Source organism: Rhodococcoides kroppenstedtii, from assembly GCF_900111805.1.
GTDB lineage: Bacteria > Actinomycetota > Actinomycetes > Mycobacteriales > Mycobacteriaceae > Rhodococcoides > Rhodococcoides kroppenstedtii.
The window spans coordinates 260,856-276,989 of sequence record NZ_FOJN01000004.1 but is presented as its reverse complement, the minus strand read 5'-3'; the positions used below and the strand labels follow the sequence as shown (position 1 = coordinate 276,989).

19 protein-coding genes are annotated in these 16,134 nt (G+C 70.2%); 6 read left to right on the top strand and 13 right to left on the bottom strand.

Annotation, left to right across the window (positions count from 1 at the left end):
- Positions 1-4: 4 nt before the first annotated feature.
- On the bottom strand, positions 5-1,261 hold the full coding sequence (locus BMZ18_RS07000; RefSeq protein ID WP_082833692.1) for a DUF445 domain-containing protein: 1,257 nt from the start codon (positions 1,259-1,261) through the stop codon (positions 5-7).
- A gap of 141 nt (positions 1,262-1,402) precedes the next feature.
- On the opposite strand from BMZ18_RS07000, the gene BMZ18_RS06995 reads away from it, so the two are divergent.
- Positions 1,403-2,134 carry a TetR/AcrR family transcriptional regulator gene (locus tag BMZ18_RS06995; RefSeq protein WP_068362567.1) on the top strand — a complete coding sequence of 244 codons (732 nt, stop codon included), beginning with the start codon at positions 1,403-1,405 and terminating at the stop codon, positions 2,132-2,134.
- Here BMZ18_RS06995 and BMZ18_RS06990 read toward each other — a convergent pair.
- Together BMZ18_RS06990 and BMZ18_RS06985 are read right to left on the bottom strand one after the other, a co-directional pair.
- Positions 2,119-2,304 carry an Rv3202a family protein gene (locus BMZ18_RS06990; protein ID WP_068099424.1) on the bottom strand — a complete coding sequence of 62 codons (186 nt, stop codon included), beginning with the start codon at positions 2,302-2,304 and terminating at the stop codon, positions 2,119-2,121. The genes BMZ18_RS06995 and BMZ18_RS06990 overlap by 16 nt on opposite strands.
- A gap of 48 nt (positions 2,305-2,352) precedes the next feature.
- Positions 2,353-2,592: a hypothetical protein gene (locus BMZ18_RS06985; RefSeq protein ID WP_068099423.1), complete on the bottom strand. Its 240-nt coding sequence runs from the start codon at positions 2,590-2,592 to the stop codon at positions 2,353-2,355.
- Between the two features lie 185 nt (positions 2,593-2,777).
- Between BMZ18_RS06985 and BMZ18_RS06980 the strand changes: the two genes are divergently transcribed.
- Positions 2,778-3,359, top strand: coding sequence for a type 1 glutamine amidotransferase domain-containing protein (locus BMZ18_RS06980; RefSeq protein ID WP_068099422.1), 582 nt, complete (start codon positions 2,778-2,780; stop codon positions 3,357-3,359).
- A 1-nt stretch (position 3,360) separates the two neighbouring features.
- On the opposite strand, the gene BMZ18_RS06975 is transcribed toward BMZ18_RS06980, so the two are convergent.
- From BMZ18_RS06975 to BMZ18_RS06960, 4 genes are all read right to left on the bottom strand, one after another.
- Positions 3,361-3,828 carry a PPOX class F420-dependent oxidoreductase gene (locus BMZ18_RS06975; RefSeq protein WP_068099421.1) on the bottom strand — a complete coding sequence of 156 codons (468 nt, stop codon included), beginning with the start codon at positions 3,826-3,828 and terminating at the stop codon, positions 3,361-3,363.
- Positions 3,829-3,837: 9 nt separating this feature from the next.
- On the bottom strand, positions 3,838-6,027 hold the full coding sequence (locus BMZ18_RS06970) for a putative bifunctional diguanylate cyclase/phosphodiesterase (protein WP_068362569.1): 2,190 nt from the start codon (positions 6,025-6,027) through the stop codon (positions 3,838-3,840).
- On the bottom strand, positions 6,024-7,094 hold the full coding sequence (locus BMZ18_RS06965) for a PHP domain-containing protein (protein WP_068362571.1): 1,071 nt from the start codon (positions 7,092-7,094) through the stop codon (positions 6,024-6,026). The genes BMZ18_RS06970 and BMZ18_RS06965 overlap by 4 nt, the downstream gene beginning before the upstream one ends.
- 72 nt (positions 7,095-7,166) lie before the next feature.
- Positions 7,167-7,526, bottom strand: a complete 360-nt coding sequence (locus tag BMZ18_RS06960; protein WP_068362573.1) for an STAS domain-containing protein — start codon at positions 7,524-7,526, stop codon at positions 7,167-7,169.
- Positions 7,527-7,914: 388 nt separating this feature from the next.
- Here BMZ18_RS06960 and BMZ18_RS06955 point away from each other — a divergent pair, with 388 nt between their 5' ends.
- From BMZ18_RS06955 to BMZ18_RS06945, 3 genes are read left to right on the top strand one after another with little or no spacing between them, the layout of a single operon-like run.
- Positions 7,915-8,343 carry an ATP-binding protein gene (locus BMZ18_RS06955; protein WP_068362576.1) on the top strand — a complete coding sequence of 143 codons (429 nt, stop codon included), beginning with the start codon at positions 7,915-7,917 and terminating at the stop codon, positions 8,341-8,343.
- Entirely contained in the window at positions 8,340-9,131 is a 792-nt protein-coding gene (locus BMZ18_RS06950; protein WP_068362578.1) for a SigB/SigF/SigG family RNA polymerase sigma factor, read from the top strand. Before BMZ18_RS06955 ends, BMZ18_RS06950 begins: the two co-directional genes overlap by 4 nt.
- Before the next feature lie 29 nt (positions 9,132-9,160).
- The gene (locus tag BMZ18_RS06945; RefSeq protein WP_068362580.1) at positions 9,161-10,015 is read left to right on the top strand and encodes a PPK2 family polyphosphate kinase; all 855 of its coding nucleotides are present in this window, start codon (positions 9,161-9,163) and stop codon (positions 10,013-10,015) included.
- 51 nt (positions 10,016-10,066) lie between these two features.
- On the opposite strand, the gene BMZ18_RS06940 is transcribed toward BMZ18_RS06945, so the two are convergent.
- Together BMZ18_RS06940 and BMZ18_RS06935 are read right to left on the bottom strand one after the other, a co-directional pair.
- Positions 10,067-11,107: an NAD(P)-dependent alcohol dehydrogenase gene (locus BMZ18_RS06940; protein WP_068104817.1), complete on the bottom strand. Its 1,041-nt coding sequence runs from the start codon at positions 11,105-11,107 to the stop codon at positions 10,067-10,069.
- A gap of 144 nt (positions 11,108-11,251) precedes the next feature.
- Complete coding sequence (locus tag BMZ18_RS06935; protein WP_068099415.1) at positions 11,252-11,509, bottom strand: DoxX-related protein; 258 nt, start codon at positions 11,507-11,509, stop codon at positions 11,252-11,254.
- 34 nt (positions 11,510-11,543) lie between these two features.
- On the opposite strand from BMZ18_RS06935, the gene BMZ18_RS06930 reads away from it, so the two are divergent.
- Positions 11,544-12,356: a class I SAM-dependent methyltransferase gene (locus BMZ18_RS06930; protein ID WP_068362585.1), complete on the top strand. Its 813-nt coding sequence runs from the start codon at positions 11,544-11,546 to the stop codon at positions 12,354-12,356.
- 15 nt (positions 12,357-12,371) lie between these two features.
- On the opposite strand, the gene BMZ18_RS06925 is transcribed toward BMZ18_RS06930, so the two are convergent.
- From BMZ18_RS06925 to BMZ18_RS06910, 4 genes are read right to left on the bottom strand one after another with little or no spacing between them, the layout of a single operon-like run.
- Positions 12,372-13,016, bottom strand: a complete 645-nt coding sequence (locus tag BMZ18_RS06925) for an Rv1363c family protein (RefSeq protein WP_082894990.1) — start codon at positions 13,014-13,016, stop codon at positions 12,372-12,374.
- A 51-nt stretch (positions 13,017-13,067) separates the two neighbouring features.
- Positions 13,068-14,015: an MlaD family protein gene (locus tag BMZ18_RS06920; RefSeq protein ID WP_068362587.1), complete on the bottom strand. Its 948-nt coding sequence runs from the start codon at positions 14,013-14,015 to the stop codon at positions 13,068-13,070.
- Positions 14,012-15,079, bottom strand: coding sequence for an MlaD family protein (locus BMZ18_RS06915; RefSeq protein WP_068362590.1), 1,068 nt, complete (start codon positions 15,077-15,079; stop codon positions 14,012-14,014). The genes BMZ18_RS06920 and BMZ18_RS06915 overlap by 4 nt, the downstream gene beginning before the upstream one ends.
- The gene (locus tag BMZ18_RS06910; RefSeq protein ID WP_068362591.1) at positions 15,076-16,134 is read right to left on the bottom strand and encodes an MCE family protein; all 1,059 of its coding nucleotides are present in this window, start codon (positions 16,132-16,134) and stop codon (positions 15,076-15,078) included. Before BMZ18_RS06910 ends, BMZ18_RS06915 begins: the two co-directional genes overlap by 4 nt.

The window sequence follows — 16,134 nt, the reverse complement described above, 5'->3', positions numbered from 1 at the left end:
CGCGTCAGTGCCCGAAGAGCAGGTCCGACGCCGTGTAGATGGCCAGTCCGGCGAGCGACCCGACGACCGTGCCGTTGATGCGGATGAACTGCAGATCCCGCCCGACCTGCAGTTCGATCTTCCGCGACGCCTCGTCGGCGTCCCAGCGCGCGACCGTGTCGGTGATGACGGTGGTGATCTCGTCGGTGTAGTTCTCGACGATGTAGCGCACACCGGCGAGCAACCACCCGTCGGCCTTCTCCCGCACGGCGGTGTCGTCCCGCAGCCGCAGCCCGAACTTCTGCACGTTCTGGGCGATAGTCGCGCGCAGCGTGCTGTTCGGATCGTCGACCGAGTCCACGATGAGCCGTTTGGCCACCTTCCACGACGCCGCGGCCAGCCCGGTGACCTCGTCGCGGCCCATGATCTCCGACTTGATCGACTCGGCCTTCGCGATGGTCTCCGGATCGTGCTGCAGATCGTTCGCGAAGTCGACGAGGAACTTGTCGGCCGCCAGACGCAACTCGTGCTGCGGGTTTGAGCGCACCTTCCACGTGAAGTCGACGAGTTCGCGGTGGATGCGCTCGCCGAGCAGCACGTCGACGAACTTGGGCGACCACGACGGGGAATCGCGACTGACGATCCGATCGATGGTCGGCAGGCTGTTCTGCGCCCACTCGTGGGCACGCTCGGCCAGCAGGTCGACGAGCGGCTTCTGCCGGTTCTCCTCGAGCAACGACGCGAGCACTCGCCCGATCGGCGGGCCCCACTGCGGATCGCCGAGTCGCTTGACGATGGTGTTGTCGATGACCTGCTGGATGTCCTCGTCGTCGAGCACGTCGAGCACGCCGCGCAGCACGGTGGCCGTCTCCTCGGCGACGCGCTCGGCGTTCTTCTTCTCGGCCAGCCAGGTCCCGAGCCGCAGGGGAACCCGCGCGGCCTGCACCTTCTGCGTCACGACGTCGACGGCGAGGAAGTTGGTTCCCACGAACGAGCCGAGGCTCGCGCCCAGCTGGTCCTTCTTGCGCTTGATGATCGCGGTGTGCGGAATGGGCAACGCGAGCGGATGCCGGAACAAGGCGGTCACCGCGAACCAGTCCGCCAGAGCACCCACCATGCCCGCCTCGGAGGCGGCGCGCACGTAGCCCACCCAGTCGCCCGCGCCGCGACTTTCCTGCCAGCGGCAGTAGAGGTAGACGACGGTGGCGAACACGAGGAAGCCCGTGGCGACGCCCTTCATTCTGCGGAGATCCCGCCGCTTGACGTCCTCGTCGAAGCTCATCAGTTGCACCGGCCCATTCTGCCCGTCGCCGCGGGCACTAAACTGGACGGGCGCGCCCGACCAGGGCCGTGAGCGTCGAACACGTGCGCCGATCCCGACCGGATCGGATGAGTGCGTCGGATCGGGACGGAGCAACCACGCGTGGCGAGCAGATCGGCAGCCGAGGCCGACGACGGGGACGGAAAGCCGGACGGCCGCAAGCGCCGGTGGCGCGAGCACAAGATCGCACGCCGGGAAGAGCTGGTCGACGGCACCCTGGCCGCCATCCGCGCCCGCGGGCGGTCCATCGGCATGGACGAGATTGCGTCCGAGATCGGCATCTCGAAGACCGTCCTCTACCGGTACTTCACCGACAAGAACGATCTGACCAACGCCACGCTCGAGCGGTACGTGGAGACCACCCTCGCGCCCCGCATCTACGAGGCGATCGCCGTCGACGTCGACGAGTACAACCTGACCCGTCGCGTGGTCACCGCGTACGTCGAGACCGTCGCCGACGATCCCGAGGTCTACCTCTACGCGATGAGCACCAGCTCGGGCCCGAACCGCGACGTCGTGGCCGAGTCCGAGCGGATGATCGCCGAGTTGCTCTCGACCGTGCTCGGGGAACGGCTGCGCCGCATGGACATGGACTCCGGCGGGTCCTTGCCGTGGGCCTACGGCATCGTCGGCGGCGTCCAGCTGGCCACGCACTGGTGGATCTCGAACCGGTCGATGTCGGCGACCGATCTGATCGACTACCTCACGATGATGGTGTGGGGCGGCATCCATGGCGTCGCCGCCGCGGGCGGGTCGCCGGCACGGTTCAACTCGGTCGACCACCCGCTCGTGGACGGCGCCGTCGACGACAGCGCGGGTCAGCCCCGGTCGTAGTCGTCGTCGTCCAGCGGGACGTCGAGATTCTGCTCGACGAAGTCCGCGTCCGACACCTCGAGCCGGGACAGCGACCCGGGCAGGTCGGCGGCGTCGGGGGTCAGGTCTCGCTGCTGCTCGAGAGCATCCTCGATCGGCAGTTCGGTGCTGTTCTCGGTCGGCTGGGTCACGGGGTCGCTCCTCTCGCTCGTCCGGTCACTGCGGCGGTTCGGTCCGGTCTAGCCGGTCCTGTCGATCGGCACGGTCACGGCGATGACCCCGGCCGTGCCGATCATGAGCACTCCGACGAGTGCGCCGAGCGCCACGGAGCTCAGCGCAGCGGCGACGAACAGCGCCATGCCCACGCACAGGGCGAGCAGCACGACGGCGCCCGCGCCGGCGGATTCGAAGAGGCAGGTGGCCTCAGCCGTCTCCGCCGCTCGGGCCGACGATTCTACCGGCGGGGGCACGGTCGTCACCGGGGGTCCTCGTTCACGGGAAGTCCTCATTCGTGTCGCGTTCGGTGTTCGCCATCCCGGTACCCGACGGGGCGGGGCCTCAATCTCCGCACCGGCCGAGGTGGCGGGAGTCACCCGCGGCGGCACGGTCGTGGCCGGGCCGAGGCGCCGTTTCCGGTCCCCCGCGCCCGGGTAGCTCTGCTGACATGACCGAATCGACCGCATCCCCCTCGCTCACCGGCCGCACCGTGGCCTTCCTCGCCACCGACGGCGTGGAGCAGGCCGAGCTCACCGACCCCCGCACCGCCCTCGAGGAGGCCGGCGCCACCACCGTGCTGATCTCCTTGACCCACGGCGAGATCCAGGCCTACGAGTCCGACGTGAACCCCGCGGACACCTTCGCGGTCGACGCCGTGGTCGCGGACGCGTCGATCGACGACTACGACGCGTTGGTGCTGCCCGGCGGCACCACCAATCCCGACGCCCTGCGTACCGACGCCGACGCCGTGGCGTTCGTCCGGGACTTCGTCGGCAGTGGACGTCCGGTCGGCGTCATCTGCCACGGGCCGTGGACGTTGGTCGAGGCCGACGTCGTGCGCGGACGCACCCTGACGTCCTACCCGAGCGTGCGGACCGACATTCGCAACGCCGGCGGCACCGTCGTCGACGAGGAGGTCGTGGTGGACGGCAACCTGATCTCCAGCCGGAACCCCGACGACCTGCCGGCGTTCGGAAAGGCCCTGGTCACCGCGGTGGCCGAGGCGGAGGGGCGTCCGAGCGGGGCCTGACTCAGGACTCGTCCGTGGGGGCCGGGAAACCCCCGGTCGCCACCGGCCCCCAGGTGTCGATCGAGATGCGCAGGATCGACTTGCCCTGGGTGCGCATGGCCTCGCGGTACTCGTCCCAGTCCGGATGCTCGCCGGCGATCGAGCGGTAGTAGTCGACCAGCGGCTCCACCGAATCCGGCAGGTCGAGCACCTCGGCGGTGCCGTCGATCTGCACGTAGGGTCCGTCCCAGTCGTCGGAGTGGACGCACAGCGTCACCGACGACGAGTGGCGGATGTTCACCGTCTTGGCCCGCTGCGGGTAGGTGGAGATCACGATGCGCCCGGCGTCGTCCAGACCGCACGTCACCGGCGAGATCTGCAGGCCACCGGACCGACGATGGGTCACCAGCGTCGCCCGATGCCGGTCGGCGACGAAGCGGTGCAGGGTCTCGAGGTCGACGCGCTCGGCGGTCGCGTACTTCCGTGCCATGCCCCGAGCTTAGGGGGACGGGTTCGAGGCGGCGAGCATCCCGCCCGCGCGCACCAGCTCGGCGACCGAGTCGGCGTCGGTCGGGCGACCCAGCAGATAGCCCTGGGCGCGTCGGCACCCGCAGCGCAGCAGGGTCGCCAGTTGCCTCGGCGTCTCGACGCCCTCCCCGATCACGTCCAGGCCGAACGCCTCGGCCACGGACACCACCGCCCCGATGACGGCCTCGGATCGCGCCACCGGCAGTCCCGCGACGAACGATCGGTCGATTTTCACGCCGTCGAGAAGCGGGAAGCGCGTCACCGAGCCCAGCGACGATTGCCCGACACCGAAGTCGTCCAACAGGATTCGTATCCCACGCTCGTGCAGGCCGCGCAGCGCCGCCCGCACGGTGTCGCTGTCCTCGAGCCACACCGACTCGGTGATCTCGATGCCGAACGTGGACGGATCGAGTCCGGAGTCGGTCAGCGCGTCGTCCACGGTGGCGAGAAACCCCGGCATCCGCAGCTGCAGGGGGCTGACGTTCACCCGCAGGTCGACCGAGGGCGGTCTGCGCTCCGCGCCCGCGCCGAGCAGACGTTGCCACGCGGCGGCGTCCCGGCACGCGCGCCGCAACACCCGCTCGCCGAGCGCGGCGATCAGCCCGGCCTGCTCGGCCGCCGGCACGAACTCGTCGGGACCCAACGGACCGAGTGTCGGCGACGTCCTCCGCGCCAACGCCTCGACGCCGACCAGGACGCCGATCTCGATGTCGAACACCGGCTGGTAGACGACGGTCATCTCGTCCGCGTCGATCGCGGCCCGCAGGTCGGTCGCGACGGCCCAGCGTCGTTGCAACGCGCCACCGGCCGCGGAGTCGAAGACCTCGACGTGGCCCGGTCCGCGACGCTTCGCGGCACTCACGGCGATGTCCGCCTCACGGACCAGGTCGGCGGCGGTTCGGTGGCCGTGCCCGACGGCGACGCCGGCGCACGCGGTGACGACGGTGTCGCGTCCGTCCACGGAGATGGGCTCGGCGAACACGGCGAGCATCGACGCAGCCAGTGCGGTCGCGTCGAACGTGCTGGTGAGGCCGGGACAGACGACCGCGAACTGGTCCGCCCCGAGTCGAGCCACCGCGTCACCGGGTCGTGCGGCGCCGCTGAGGACGGGCGCCACGGCGGCCAGCAGGGCGTCACCCGCCGCGAAGCCGAAGGTCTCGTTCACACTGCGGAACCCGTCGAGGTCGATCAGCACCACCGCCGTCAGACGACCGTCGGCCCGTCCGACGGCCAGAGCGTCGTCGAGACGGCGGTATCCCGACGTGCGGTTGTCCAGCGAGGTCACCGGGTCGACCAGACTGCGGTGCCGCAGTCGGTTCTCGAGGTCCGTGCGGTGCACGGCGGCCCCCAGCACGTCGGCCAGGATGATCAGCACCGTCAGCGCGTCCGGCGTCACCACACCGGTCGATTCGCGGTAGACGGCGAGGACGCCCCAGTTCTCGGGCGACCCCGGAACCGGGACGGCGGCCGCACTGCGCAGGCCGAACTGCTGCATCTCGGAGGTGTCGAATCGCGTCTCGCGGGCCGTGTCGACGCACACGACCGGACCGCCCTCGCGCATCGCGTATCCGGCGATCCCGCTCGCGCGGACCTGCACCCCGTCGAGTTCCTCGGTGGTGCGGCCGGTCGCGCCCAGGACCGCCATCTTCTCGCCGTCCGGGCTCGGCCGCAGGATGAGGACGTGCTCGGCGTCGAACAACGGCGGCACCGTCTCGAGGATCGCGTTGGCCAGGTGATCCGTGCTGCCGGTGACGGAGATGCGATGGAGGGCGGACACCACCCGCTGTTCCAGCGCGCGTCGACGCACGTCGCCGGAGACGTCCTGCAGGTCGACCTCCGCCGGCGGGTCGGGCGAGACGGAGGTGCGGCTGACGACCACCATCGCGACGTCGGATCCCCGGCCGGCGTCGACCATCCAGGCCGACGCGATCAGCTCGCCCGGAACCTCCGCGGGGTCGGTGACGGCGCCGGACCAGAAACCGCTGCGGCGGGCCGCGTCGACGATGGCGGCCAGCACGGGCGAGATCGCGTCCGCTCCCGGCGCCAGCGAGTCCCGCGCCGACGGATTGGCGTAGCGGAGCACACCTGACTCGACGATCATCACCCCGTTGGCGGCGGTGTCGGCCACGGCGGCGACGGCCGCCACCAGCGCGTCGGTCACGGTCGGTCCGCGGTCCAGGCGAGCAACCGGTCCACCGGCCAGGTGGTGACGATGCGCTCCGGCGGGATGCCGACGGCCGCCGCCCTGGCACAGCCGAGTCCCAGCCAGTCGAGTTGGCCGGGCGCATGCGCGTCGGTGTCGATCGCGAACAGGCAGCCGATCTCGAGAGCGAGCTCCATCAGCCGCTCCGGCGGGTCCCGACGTTCCGGCCGACTGTTGATCTCGACGGCGGTGCCGGCGTCGCGGCAGGCCTCGAACACCGCTCGGGCGTCGAACGTCGATTCCGGCCGGGTCCCGCGTCCGCCCTCGACCAACCGGCCCGTGCAGTGGCCCAGCACGTCGACGTCCGGGTCGGTGACCGCGGCGATCATCCGCGCGGTCATGGTGGCGCTGTCGGCGCGAAGGTGCGAGTGCACGCTGGCCACCACCACGTCCAATTCCGCGAGCAGCTCGCGATCCTGGTCGAGGCTCCCGTCGTCCAGGATGTCCACCTCGATTCCGGTGAGGATGCGGAATTCCGGGCCCCCGTCCGCCTCGACCGCGCGCGCGAGGTTCGCGAGCAGCTCGAGTTGGTCTCGCAGACGGTCCGCGGACAGGCCGTTCGCGACGGTCAGGCGCGGCGAGTGGTCCGTGAGCGCCCAGTACTGGCGGCCGAGGCGACGCGCGGTCGCGGCCATCTCCGACGGCGGGCTGCCCCCGTCCGACCAGTTCGAGTGCGTGTGCAGATCACCGCGGACCGCTGCGACGAGCTCGATCGCCGCGGCGGAGAACTCGCCGCCGGCATGCGGGCCGATCGGTTCGGCGTCGGCCCGCAACTCCGCGAGATAGTCGGGCACGTCCCCCGCCGCGGCGGCCGCGGCCACGGCGGCCGTCTTCGGTCCGATGCCTCGGAGCGACGTCCAGTCACCCCGGCGGGCGATCTCCACCCGACGCTCGGGGGTCAGGGCCGCGAGCACGTCGGCCGCGTTGCGGTAGGCCTTCACTCGGCGCGTCTCCGCCCGGGCGCGCTCGAGCCAGAAGGCCACCTCGCGGAGCGCCGCGACCGGGTCCGACGAATCGGGGTTCATGATGGGCCGAGAATACCCGTGGCCCCGACCGGAGGAATCCGATCGGGGCCACGGGCCGGTCCTGCCGGTGCGTTATCCGCGCACGTCGACCACGTGAGCGGACGGCTCCCACCGAGCGGCCCCCATGACGCGAGCGACGGCGTCGCCGACCCGCAGCGTCAGACGGCTGCCCCGGTCCTCGCACGCCACGTCGAGCGCGGCGACGACCGTGAGCGCGGCGGTGCCGAAGAAGTCGACGGCGGTGAGGTCGAGCACCACGTCGTCGGCGGGCGCGTCGCGCAGGGCGTCACGTAGGTCGGCCGCGTTGGCAAGGTCGATGCTGCCGCCGACCCGGTACGTCGTCGTGGTGTCGGTGCGGCTGACGGTGAGGGTTCCGTCGGACAGGGGAAGAACGGTGGTACGGGGATCGGATGCGATCGTCGAAACGGTCATGAGTGACTCCAAGTGCCGATCGAGCTGCTGAGCACGGATCTGCGGGTGCCGCCCGGAGTGGACTGCGAGAAGAGCAGCCCCGGCGGGAGATGTCCGGCCGCGAGAGAAAGGCGGGGGACTCGAGAAAAGGGATCTACGGCAACCATCGACGGTGCTTCGTACGTCGGCTGCTGACTCAACCTGCTGACGAACCTACGCCGGTTGGAACTCGATGCCAACCGGTTTCCCGATTCGGGGCCGCGGGTAGCCCCTCCCGGTACTCCGTCGCGGTGGGCCTGTCGTCCACCGTGGGTACCCGCCGAGGAAGCACCGGTCGGCCACCGATACATTCGCAGCAGAGCGTCCGCCGCGCACCGTCCGCGCGGGGGACCGGAAAGCGGGAAACCTCATGACACGGGCCATCACCACCGACCCCGACTCCGCCGGGTCGGCGTCGACCATCGAGCTGGGAGTGCTCGCCGACCCGAGCCAGCTCTCCGTCACGCGTGCGGTCGCCGCGGCCCTCGCGGCACAGGAGGACTTCGACCTCGACAGCATCGCGGACATCCGCCTGGCCATCGACGAGTCGTGCAGCCGCCTCATCGTCCGCGCCACGCCGGGGGCCCGTCTGGTCTGCGCGTTCACGCCCGGTCCTGACGTGCTCGACGTCGCCGTCACCACCACCACCGAGCCCGGTGCCGATCTCGACGCCAGCGGTTTCGGCTGGCACGTGCTCAACGCGCTGACCGACACGGTGTCCACCTCTCAGACCGAACACGAGGGCGTGGTGTCCACGACCATCGAGTTCTCCAAGCGCAAGCACGGCCTGGACGAGTGACGACCAGCGAACGCAAGCGCAAGTCCCGCCGGTCGGCCGACGAGTACGCCGACGTCGCGGAGAAGTTCTCGGCCATCGGCGCGCTGCCCGAGGGCGACCCGCAGCGCCGCGTCCTCCGCGATCAGCTGGTCACCCGGTGCCTCCCGCTCGCCGAGCACATCGCCCGCCGCTTCGACGGCCGCGGCGAGGCGCACGACGATCTGGTGCAGGTCGCGCGCGTCGGCCTGGTCAACGCGGTCGACCGGTTCGACGTCGAGCGCGGCTCGGACTTCGTGTCCTTCGCGGTGCCGACGATCATGGGCGAGGTCCGTCGTCACTTCCGCGACGCCGGGTGGGCCGTCCGCGTACCCCGCCGCATGAAGGAGCTGCACCTGCAGCTCTCGCGTGCGGTGGCGGACCTGTCGCAGACGCAGGGCCGGTCCCCGACCGTGTCCGAACTGGCCGAGTACCTGGATCTCGACCGGGACGAGGTCGCCATGGGTCTCACGGCCGGCAACGCGTACCAGACCCTGTCCGTGGACAGCGCGTCGAGCGGCAGCGACTCCGAAGGACTCTCCCTCGCGGACACCCTGGGTGACTACGACAAGGAGATGGAGAACGTCGAGAACCACGAGGCGCTCCGTCCCCTGCTCGAGAAGCTGCCCGAGCGCGAGCGAAACGTGTTGTTGCTCCGGTTCTTCGGCAACATGACGCAGACGCAGATCGCGGACAAGATGGGCATCTCGCAGATGCACGTGTCGCGGTTGCTCGCTCGCACGCTCGCGCAACTGCGCGAAGAGCTGCACTAGCCCTTCACGCGCGCCCCACAGTTCTCGCCATGAGTTCGAGCACCGGGTGGTCGGGATCGGCCACCGAGATCCTGCGCGTCGACCCGTCGGTGTCCTTCGCCGACGTCGACACGTACGCCAAGCCGGGATTCACCGGATCGAAGTCGGACGGCAAGGCGTGGCTGGACTCGCGCGCCACCGATCTGCGCGAACTGCAGGAGAAGCTGTACGCGAACGGACGCTCCGGCGATCACCGCTCCGTGCTGCTCGTGCTGCAGGGGATGGACACCTCCGGCAAGGGCGGCATCGTCAAACACGTTCTGGGACAGGTGGAACCGCAAGGTGTGGACCACACGTCCTTTGCCGCGCCCACCGAGGAGGAACGCTCCCATCCGTTCCTCTGGCGCATCGAGAAGGCCCTGCCCGCCGCGGGGCGGATCGGAGTCTTCGACCGCTCGCACTACGAGGACGTGCTGATCGTGCGGGTGCACGACATGGTTCCGCGCGAAGTCTGGGAGGCCCGGTACGACGAGATCAACGCGTTCGAGAAGCGCGTGGTCGAGTCCGGCACCACGCTGATCAAGGTCGCACTGGCGTTGTCGAAGGACGAGCAGCGGGAACGGCTCGCGCGACGCCTGCGGCGGCCGGACAAGTACTGGAAGTTCGACCCGTCGGACGTCGCCGAGCGGGGCTACTGGAACGACTACATGGCCGCCTACGACGCGGTGTTCGAGCGAACCTCCACCGAGTACGCGCCGTGGCACGTGGTGCCCTGCGACCGCAAGTGGTACAGCCGGGTGGCCGTCACCGAACTGCTCGTCGAAGCCCTGCACGGCTTCGACCTCGACTGGCCCGCAGCGGACTTCGACGTCGAAGAGCAGCGCCGCCTGCTCCGGGAGAGCTGACGGCGCTGCCTTCGAACGGTTCGATCCGAGAGTCGCGGTTGCTACGGGCGATCAGAGAGTCGCGGTGTCGATGACGAAGCGGTAGCGCACGTCCGACTTCACGACGCGGTCGTAGGCCTCGTTGATCTTCTCGCCGGGGATGACCTCGATCTCGGCGCCGATGTGGTGCTCGGCGCAGAAGTCGAGCATCTCCTGGGTCTCGGCGATGCCGCCGACCATCGAGCCGGCGAACGAGCGTCGGTTGGCCAGCAGGTTGAACGCCGGCACCTCGAGCGGCTTCTCCGGCACGCCCAGCTCGACCAAAGTGCCGTTACGGGCGAGCAGTCCCAGGTAGTCGCCCATCGGCAGGTTGGCCGAGACGGTGTTCAGGATCAGATCGAACTTCCCGCGCAGATCCTTCAGCGCGGTGGTGTCCTTGGTGGCGTAGTACTCGTCGGCACCGAGGCGCTTGCCGTCCTCCTCCTTGCTCAGCGTCTGGCTGAGCACGGTGACGTGGGCGCCGAGGGCGTGGGCGATCTTGACGCCGATGTGGCCCAGGCCGCCCATGCCGATGATGGCGACCTTCTTGTCGGGGCCCGCACCCCAGTGCTTGAGCGGGGAGTACAGCGTGATGCCGGCGCACAGCAGCGGTGCGGCGACGTCGAGGTCGACGCCCTCCGGGATGCCGAGGACGAAGCGCTCGGTCACGACGATCTGCGTCGAGTAGCCGCCGTGGGTGAACTCGCCCTCGTAGGTCTCCGAGTTGTAGGTCTGCACCACACCCTTGGTGCAGTACTGCTCGTCCCCGTCCTGGCACGCCTCGCACTTGCCGCAGGAATCGACGAAACAGCCGACGCCGACGCGGTCGCCCACCTTGCGAGTGGTGACCTCGGAGCCGACCTCGGCGACGATGCCGGCGATCTCGTGTCCGGGCACGACGGGGTACGTGGTGCCGCCCCACTCGTTGCGCGCGGTGTGGATGTCGGAGTGGCAGATGCCGGCGAACTTGACGTCGATGAGGACGTCGTGCGGGCCGAGCTCGCGTCGCTCGATGGTGGTCTTCTCGAGCGGAGCATCGGGTGCGGTGGCCTGGTAAGCGGTAGCTGTGGACATGTCCACATGCCTACCCGTGCATCGTTGACTCGTAAACAACACCGGGCCAGGGTCACCTCGGAATGTCCGTGTCGTCCGAAAACTCCCGCGTGTCGACGCGGTGTGGTCGGGTCGGTCGCTGGGGTACCGCGCGGTTCTGTCCGGTCAGGCGGTGGCGGCGCGGAATCCCAGGAAGCCGACGTAAACGGCCAGGCCCACCAAACCGATCTTCCGCGTCGCGGGGATCGCGATCGCCGTCCCGATCGCCAGTTCCGACGCCCCGTTTCGGTAGGTCCACGTCCGCGTGTCGTCCGGGAACACCGGCTCGGTGATCGGACGGAAGGCGTCGGGAGCCACGAAGTGCGCTGCGCCCGTCGCCGCCAACGCGACTCCGGCGACGGTGGGGAGGGTGATGGATGCCATGGCCGAACTGTAGTACCCCACCTACCGTGTTCTCATGGCCGACGCGCGCGCTGTGGACCGCACCCGATCGCTCTTCCGTCCCGACACCCCGAGCACCCTCCGCGCCGACGGCGTCCTCGACGTCCGCCGACCCGAGAACGGCCCCACCGAATCACGAGCCGCCCAGCGCCTCATGCGATTCGGTCCCCTCGCTTCGATCTACGAACGGGCCTGGCGCCCGCTCTTTCGTCTCTGGATGGGCGTGAGCGGACCCACCGTCGACGTCGAGCGCACGTTCGCCGTCCGCGATCTGGGACTCGTCGACGACGGCACGCGCGTCGTGCTGGACGTCGCCTGCGGACCGGGCAATTTCACCCGGTTCCTCGCCGATTCCCTCGCCGACGCCGGTCGCCGCGACGCCCTGGTGATCGGCCTCGACGACTCCGAACCGATGTTGGCCCGCGCCGCCTCGGACACGGTCCGCACAGTGCGCACCGACAGCACCGGCAGCACCGATCTCGCCGACCACGTCGCCTACGTCCTCGGCGACGCCCGCGAGCTGCCCTTCGAGGACGGCTCCGTCGACGCCGTCTGCTGCTACGCCGCGCTCTACCTCGTCCCCGAACCGATGCGGGTGTTCGCCGAACTCGTGCGTGTCCTGCGGCCCGGTGGCCGCCTCGCCGTCATGACCACCGTGCGCCGCGGTCCCGCCGTGGTGGCCGACGCCATGGCGACGGCGGTCCGTCCGAGCGGGCTCACGGTGTTCGGTGCCGACGATTTCACCGACGTGCTGCACCGAGCGGGCTTCGAGGCGGTGGAGCAGCGCATCCACGGCGCGGCGCAGTTCGTCACCGGCCGCAAGAGATAGGGACTCCCCGGGAAGCTACGCCGCTCCGGTGTCCGCCCCGTAGTCCGACACCAACCACTGATCGCCGTTCTTCTCCACGGTCACCGTGAGCAGGGTCGGGACGGCGCCCGGCTCCGGCTGCTGCAGGTTCTGCGTGGTCTGCGTGGCGAAGACCTTCACGGTGTACACGTTGCCGTCCTGCGCGGTCACCGTGGCGGCGTTCACGGTTCCCGAGGCCACCACCTGCGAGTCGGTCATGATCTGCGTGAGGACCTCGCGAACGCCGTCGAAGCGTTCCCGCAGCGCGTCCGTCGTGCCCTCCTCCACACCGGCGAAGAAGCCGTCGATGTTCGTGTGGTCGTAGGTCAGGGACCGTTCGGTGTACCCGCGGGCCACGTCCACGGCGGCGGCGCGGTCGGCGTCTGCCGCCCGCTCGGCGTCCAGCGCTCCCGCGGCCGACCGCCACTGCCAGGCGGCGAGCGCGGCGACGATCACCTCGAGCGCGGCGACGACGGCGAGCACCACGGTCAGACGACCCCCGCGGGTGCGGCCCGTCGGACCGCCGGTCGATTCGGCAGGGGTGGTGGACTCGGCGGCGGCCGACTCGGCCGTGGATTCCCCGGCGCCGTCGCGGTCGACGAAGTCGGACTCGGAGAGGTCGGTGTCGACTCGAGTGGTCATGGTTGTCCTTTCGATCCGGAAACGGGGCGGCCGGATCACGTCTGCAGTGGGTCAGTTCGGCGGCAGGGTGACCGCGACGCGGGCGGGACCACCGCGCGGGAACACCTGCTCGAGCATGGTCACGAGGGAACCCGCGTCCACGCGCACGGGGCGGATGGTCCGGGTGGCCGGGCCGAGAACGGTGGCGATGTACCCGATGTCGGGAAGGAGCGGGCCGAGGTACTCGGAGATCTTCGGCACCAGTCGGGCGAGTTCGCCGTCCCACACGGTCTCGCCCACGTAGGAGTAGTCCTGATAGGAGCCGATGAGGTGCTCGAGTCCGCTGCCCGAGAGCTCGAGCTCCGGCACGATGTCGGCGAGGCGCGGACCCAACGAGTCGGCGTAGGCGTTCTCGCCGAGAACCTGCAGGTTGTAGTACAGGCTGCGGGCCACGTCCTGCTTGTCGCGCAGGGTGAGCGAGAGCAGGCGCAGGACCTCGACGATGTTGTCGATCTCCGGCTCCCGTCCGCGCGTCGCGGTGTCGAGCGTGTCGACGATGCCGCCGATCGCCTCCGAGTCGATCTCCCGAGTCAGCGCCTCGGCCACAGCCAGGGTGTCGCTGACGCTCGGCGAGACGACCACGTTGCCGGTGTCGACCGTGTCACCGTCGGCGAGGTACGGCCCGTCGGCGGTGCGCGGACGGAAGTCGAGGAACTGCTCGCCGGCCGCGGAGAGGTTCGACACGCGCACCTCCGTGTCCTGCGGGATCGGCTCGGCGGCGTCGACCCGCACCACGGCCTCGAGACCGTCGCGGCCGGCGTCGATGCGTTCGACCCGTCCGATCGCGGCACCGCGCAGGGTGACCTGCGAGGTGTCGATCAGGCCACCGGAGGTGGTGAGCGGCACGGTGATGCTCAGGTGGTCCCGCCGCGGATCCATGTCCAGCACTCCGAGCGCGAGATAGGCGACGCCCAGCACGGCGACCGCCGTCAGCGCGCCCACGGACAACAGTGACTTCATCGCACGAATCCGATCCCGCGGAGGACCGCGATCATCTCGTTCGCCCGGTCCACCGGCGCCGCGCCCGGTGCGGGCGGACCGGACACCGACGCGATCCGCACGTTCGGCGCCCCGGAGAAGAACGGCACCAACCGCTCCCGCAGGAGGGCGTCCATGCGCGACGCCAGCATCGGCGCGGTCAGGTCGGCCGTGGCGAGCGTGCGCACCATCGGCTGGATCGTCGAGATGACGGAGCGCAGGTCGCCGTACACCGGGTTGATCACGCCCCCGATGCTCCGGGACATGTAGCCGAGGTCGATGAGGGAGTCGACGACGACGAGCAGCGAGTCAGCAAGGCCGCCAACGCGATCGGGCCCGGTGGTCAGCATCGTGTCGAGCGTGTCGGTCCGGGCCCGGAAGGAGTCGAACACCGTCTCCGCGGCGCCGAGGATGCGGTCGAGTTCCGCGTCGCCGTTCGACAGGTCGGTCAGCGCCTGACGTGCCTTCTCGTTGATGAGATCCACCGTCTCGGGTGGGGGGATCGCGCGGTTGAACCGGTCGATCGACCGCTGGAAGTCGACGATGTTGCCGCCGGCCACCACCTCGGACAGCCCGCGCAGGACGTCCTCGACGTTGTCCGCCGGGTCCGTCCGCTCGAGCGGGATGGTGTCCCCGTCCTGCAGGGTGCCGCCCTGCGGGGCATCCGGCGCGGGTCGCTGGAGCGAGACGTAGATCTCGCCGAGGATGGTTCCCTGGCGCAGCTCCGCGCGGGTGGCCGCAGGCAGGTCGACGGTCCGGTCGATGTCGACGGCGGCGACGGCCGTGGTGCCGACCAGCGTCACCGAGTTCAGCAGTCCCACGTCGACGCCGTCGAGCACCACCTTGGCACGATCCGGCAGGTTCAGCACCGAGGAGAACTCGATGTCCACTCGGTACGTCGGACCGGGGACGTAATTTCCCGGCAGCGGCAGGTCCGCGATGGACGCGCCGCAGCCGGCGACGGAGAAGGCCGTCACGGCGGCGATACCCGCGGCGACCGCGCGGGCGGCGATACCGCGCAGGAGCGGTCTCGAGTGTCGTGTCATCGGGTGCCTGCCGTTCCCAGGACCATCGGGACGAGGTCGACGGCGACCGAGGTCCCGTCGACCGGCGCGACCTTGGGCGGAACGAACGTCAACCGGGCCGCGCCGGTGGCCGTGTCGGTGAGCGCGGCGGTCTGCTCCGCCGCCCGCGGGACGCGGGAGAGAATGCTGGCGATGTCACCGGCGCGGTTGACCACGATCGCGACGATGGGGATCACGACGTCGAGCACTCGGTAGAGCGTCGGCGCGACCTTCGGGAGCACGCGCTCGAGGATCGGCAGGAACTCGACCGTGCGGTCGATGCCCGTGGCGAAGTTCTCCGAGAACTCCCCCGCCGCACCGAGGCCCTGCTTCAGGTTCGCGACGAGCTGCGCGATGTCCGGCCACCTCTCGACCAGGGTGTTGGTCAGCAGGTCGATGTTGTCCATCATCCGGCGGACCTGGGTGTCCTTGTTCGCCGGATTGCCCACCAGCGCCGAGATCTGCGACAGCGCCGTGCCCAACTCGTCCCCGCTGCCCTCGAGCGCGGTGTCGAGGGCCCGGAGCGTGTCGCCGAGCACCTGCTCCTCCGGCGGCCGCGGCGCGACCGGATCGGTGGTGGAGGTGGTGCCCAACAGCTCCGCCCCCAGATCGTTCACCGCCGTGAGGGTGTCGCTGATGCCGATGGGCGTGCGGGTGCGATCGAGCGGAATGCACGTCCCGCGGTCGAATCGGGCGCCGTCCCGGTAGGGCGTCGTCAGCTCCAGGCGACGGTCGGTGACGATCGAGTCGGAGAGCGTGACGGCCCCGACGTCCGCCGGAAGGGCGAGGGTCTCGTCCACCGCCATGGTGACGCGGACGTGGTCGCCGCGTGGCTCGATGCGGCGGACCTCCCCCACCGGGATGCCGAGCATCGTCACGTTGTTGCCCTCGTACAGGCCGACCGAGTCCGTCATGTCCGCGCACATCTCGGTGCGGGTGGTCGTGACGAGCCGGGCGGCGGACGACGCCGCGGTGCCGGCTCCGACGACCAGGACGGCGACCAGACCGACGATCACGACCTTGCGTGCTCCGGCCAC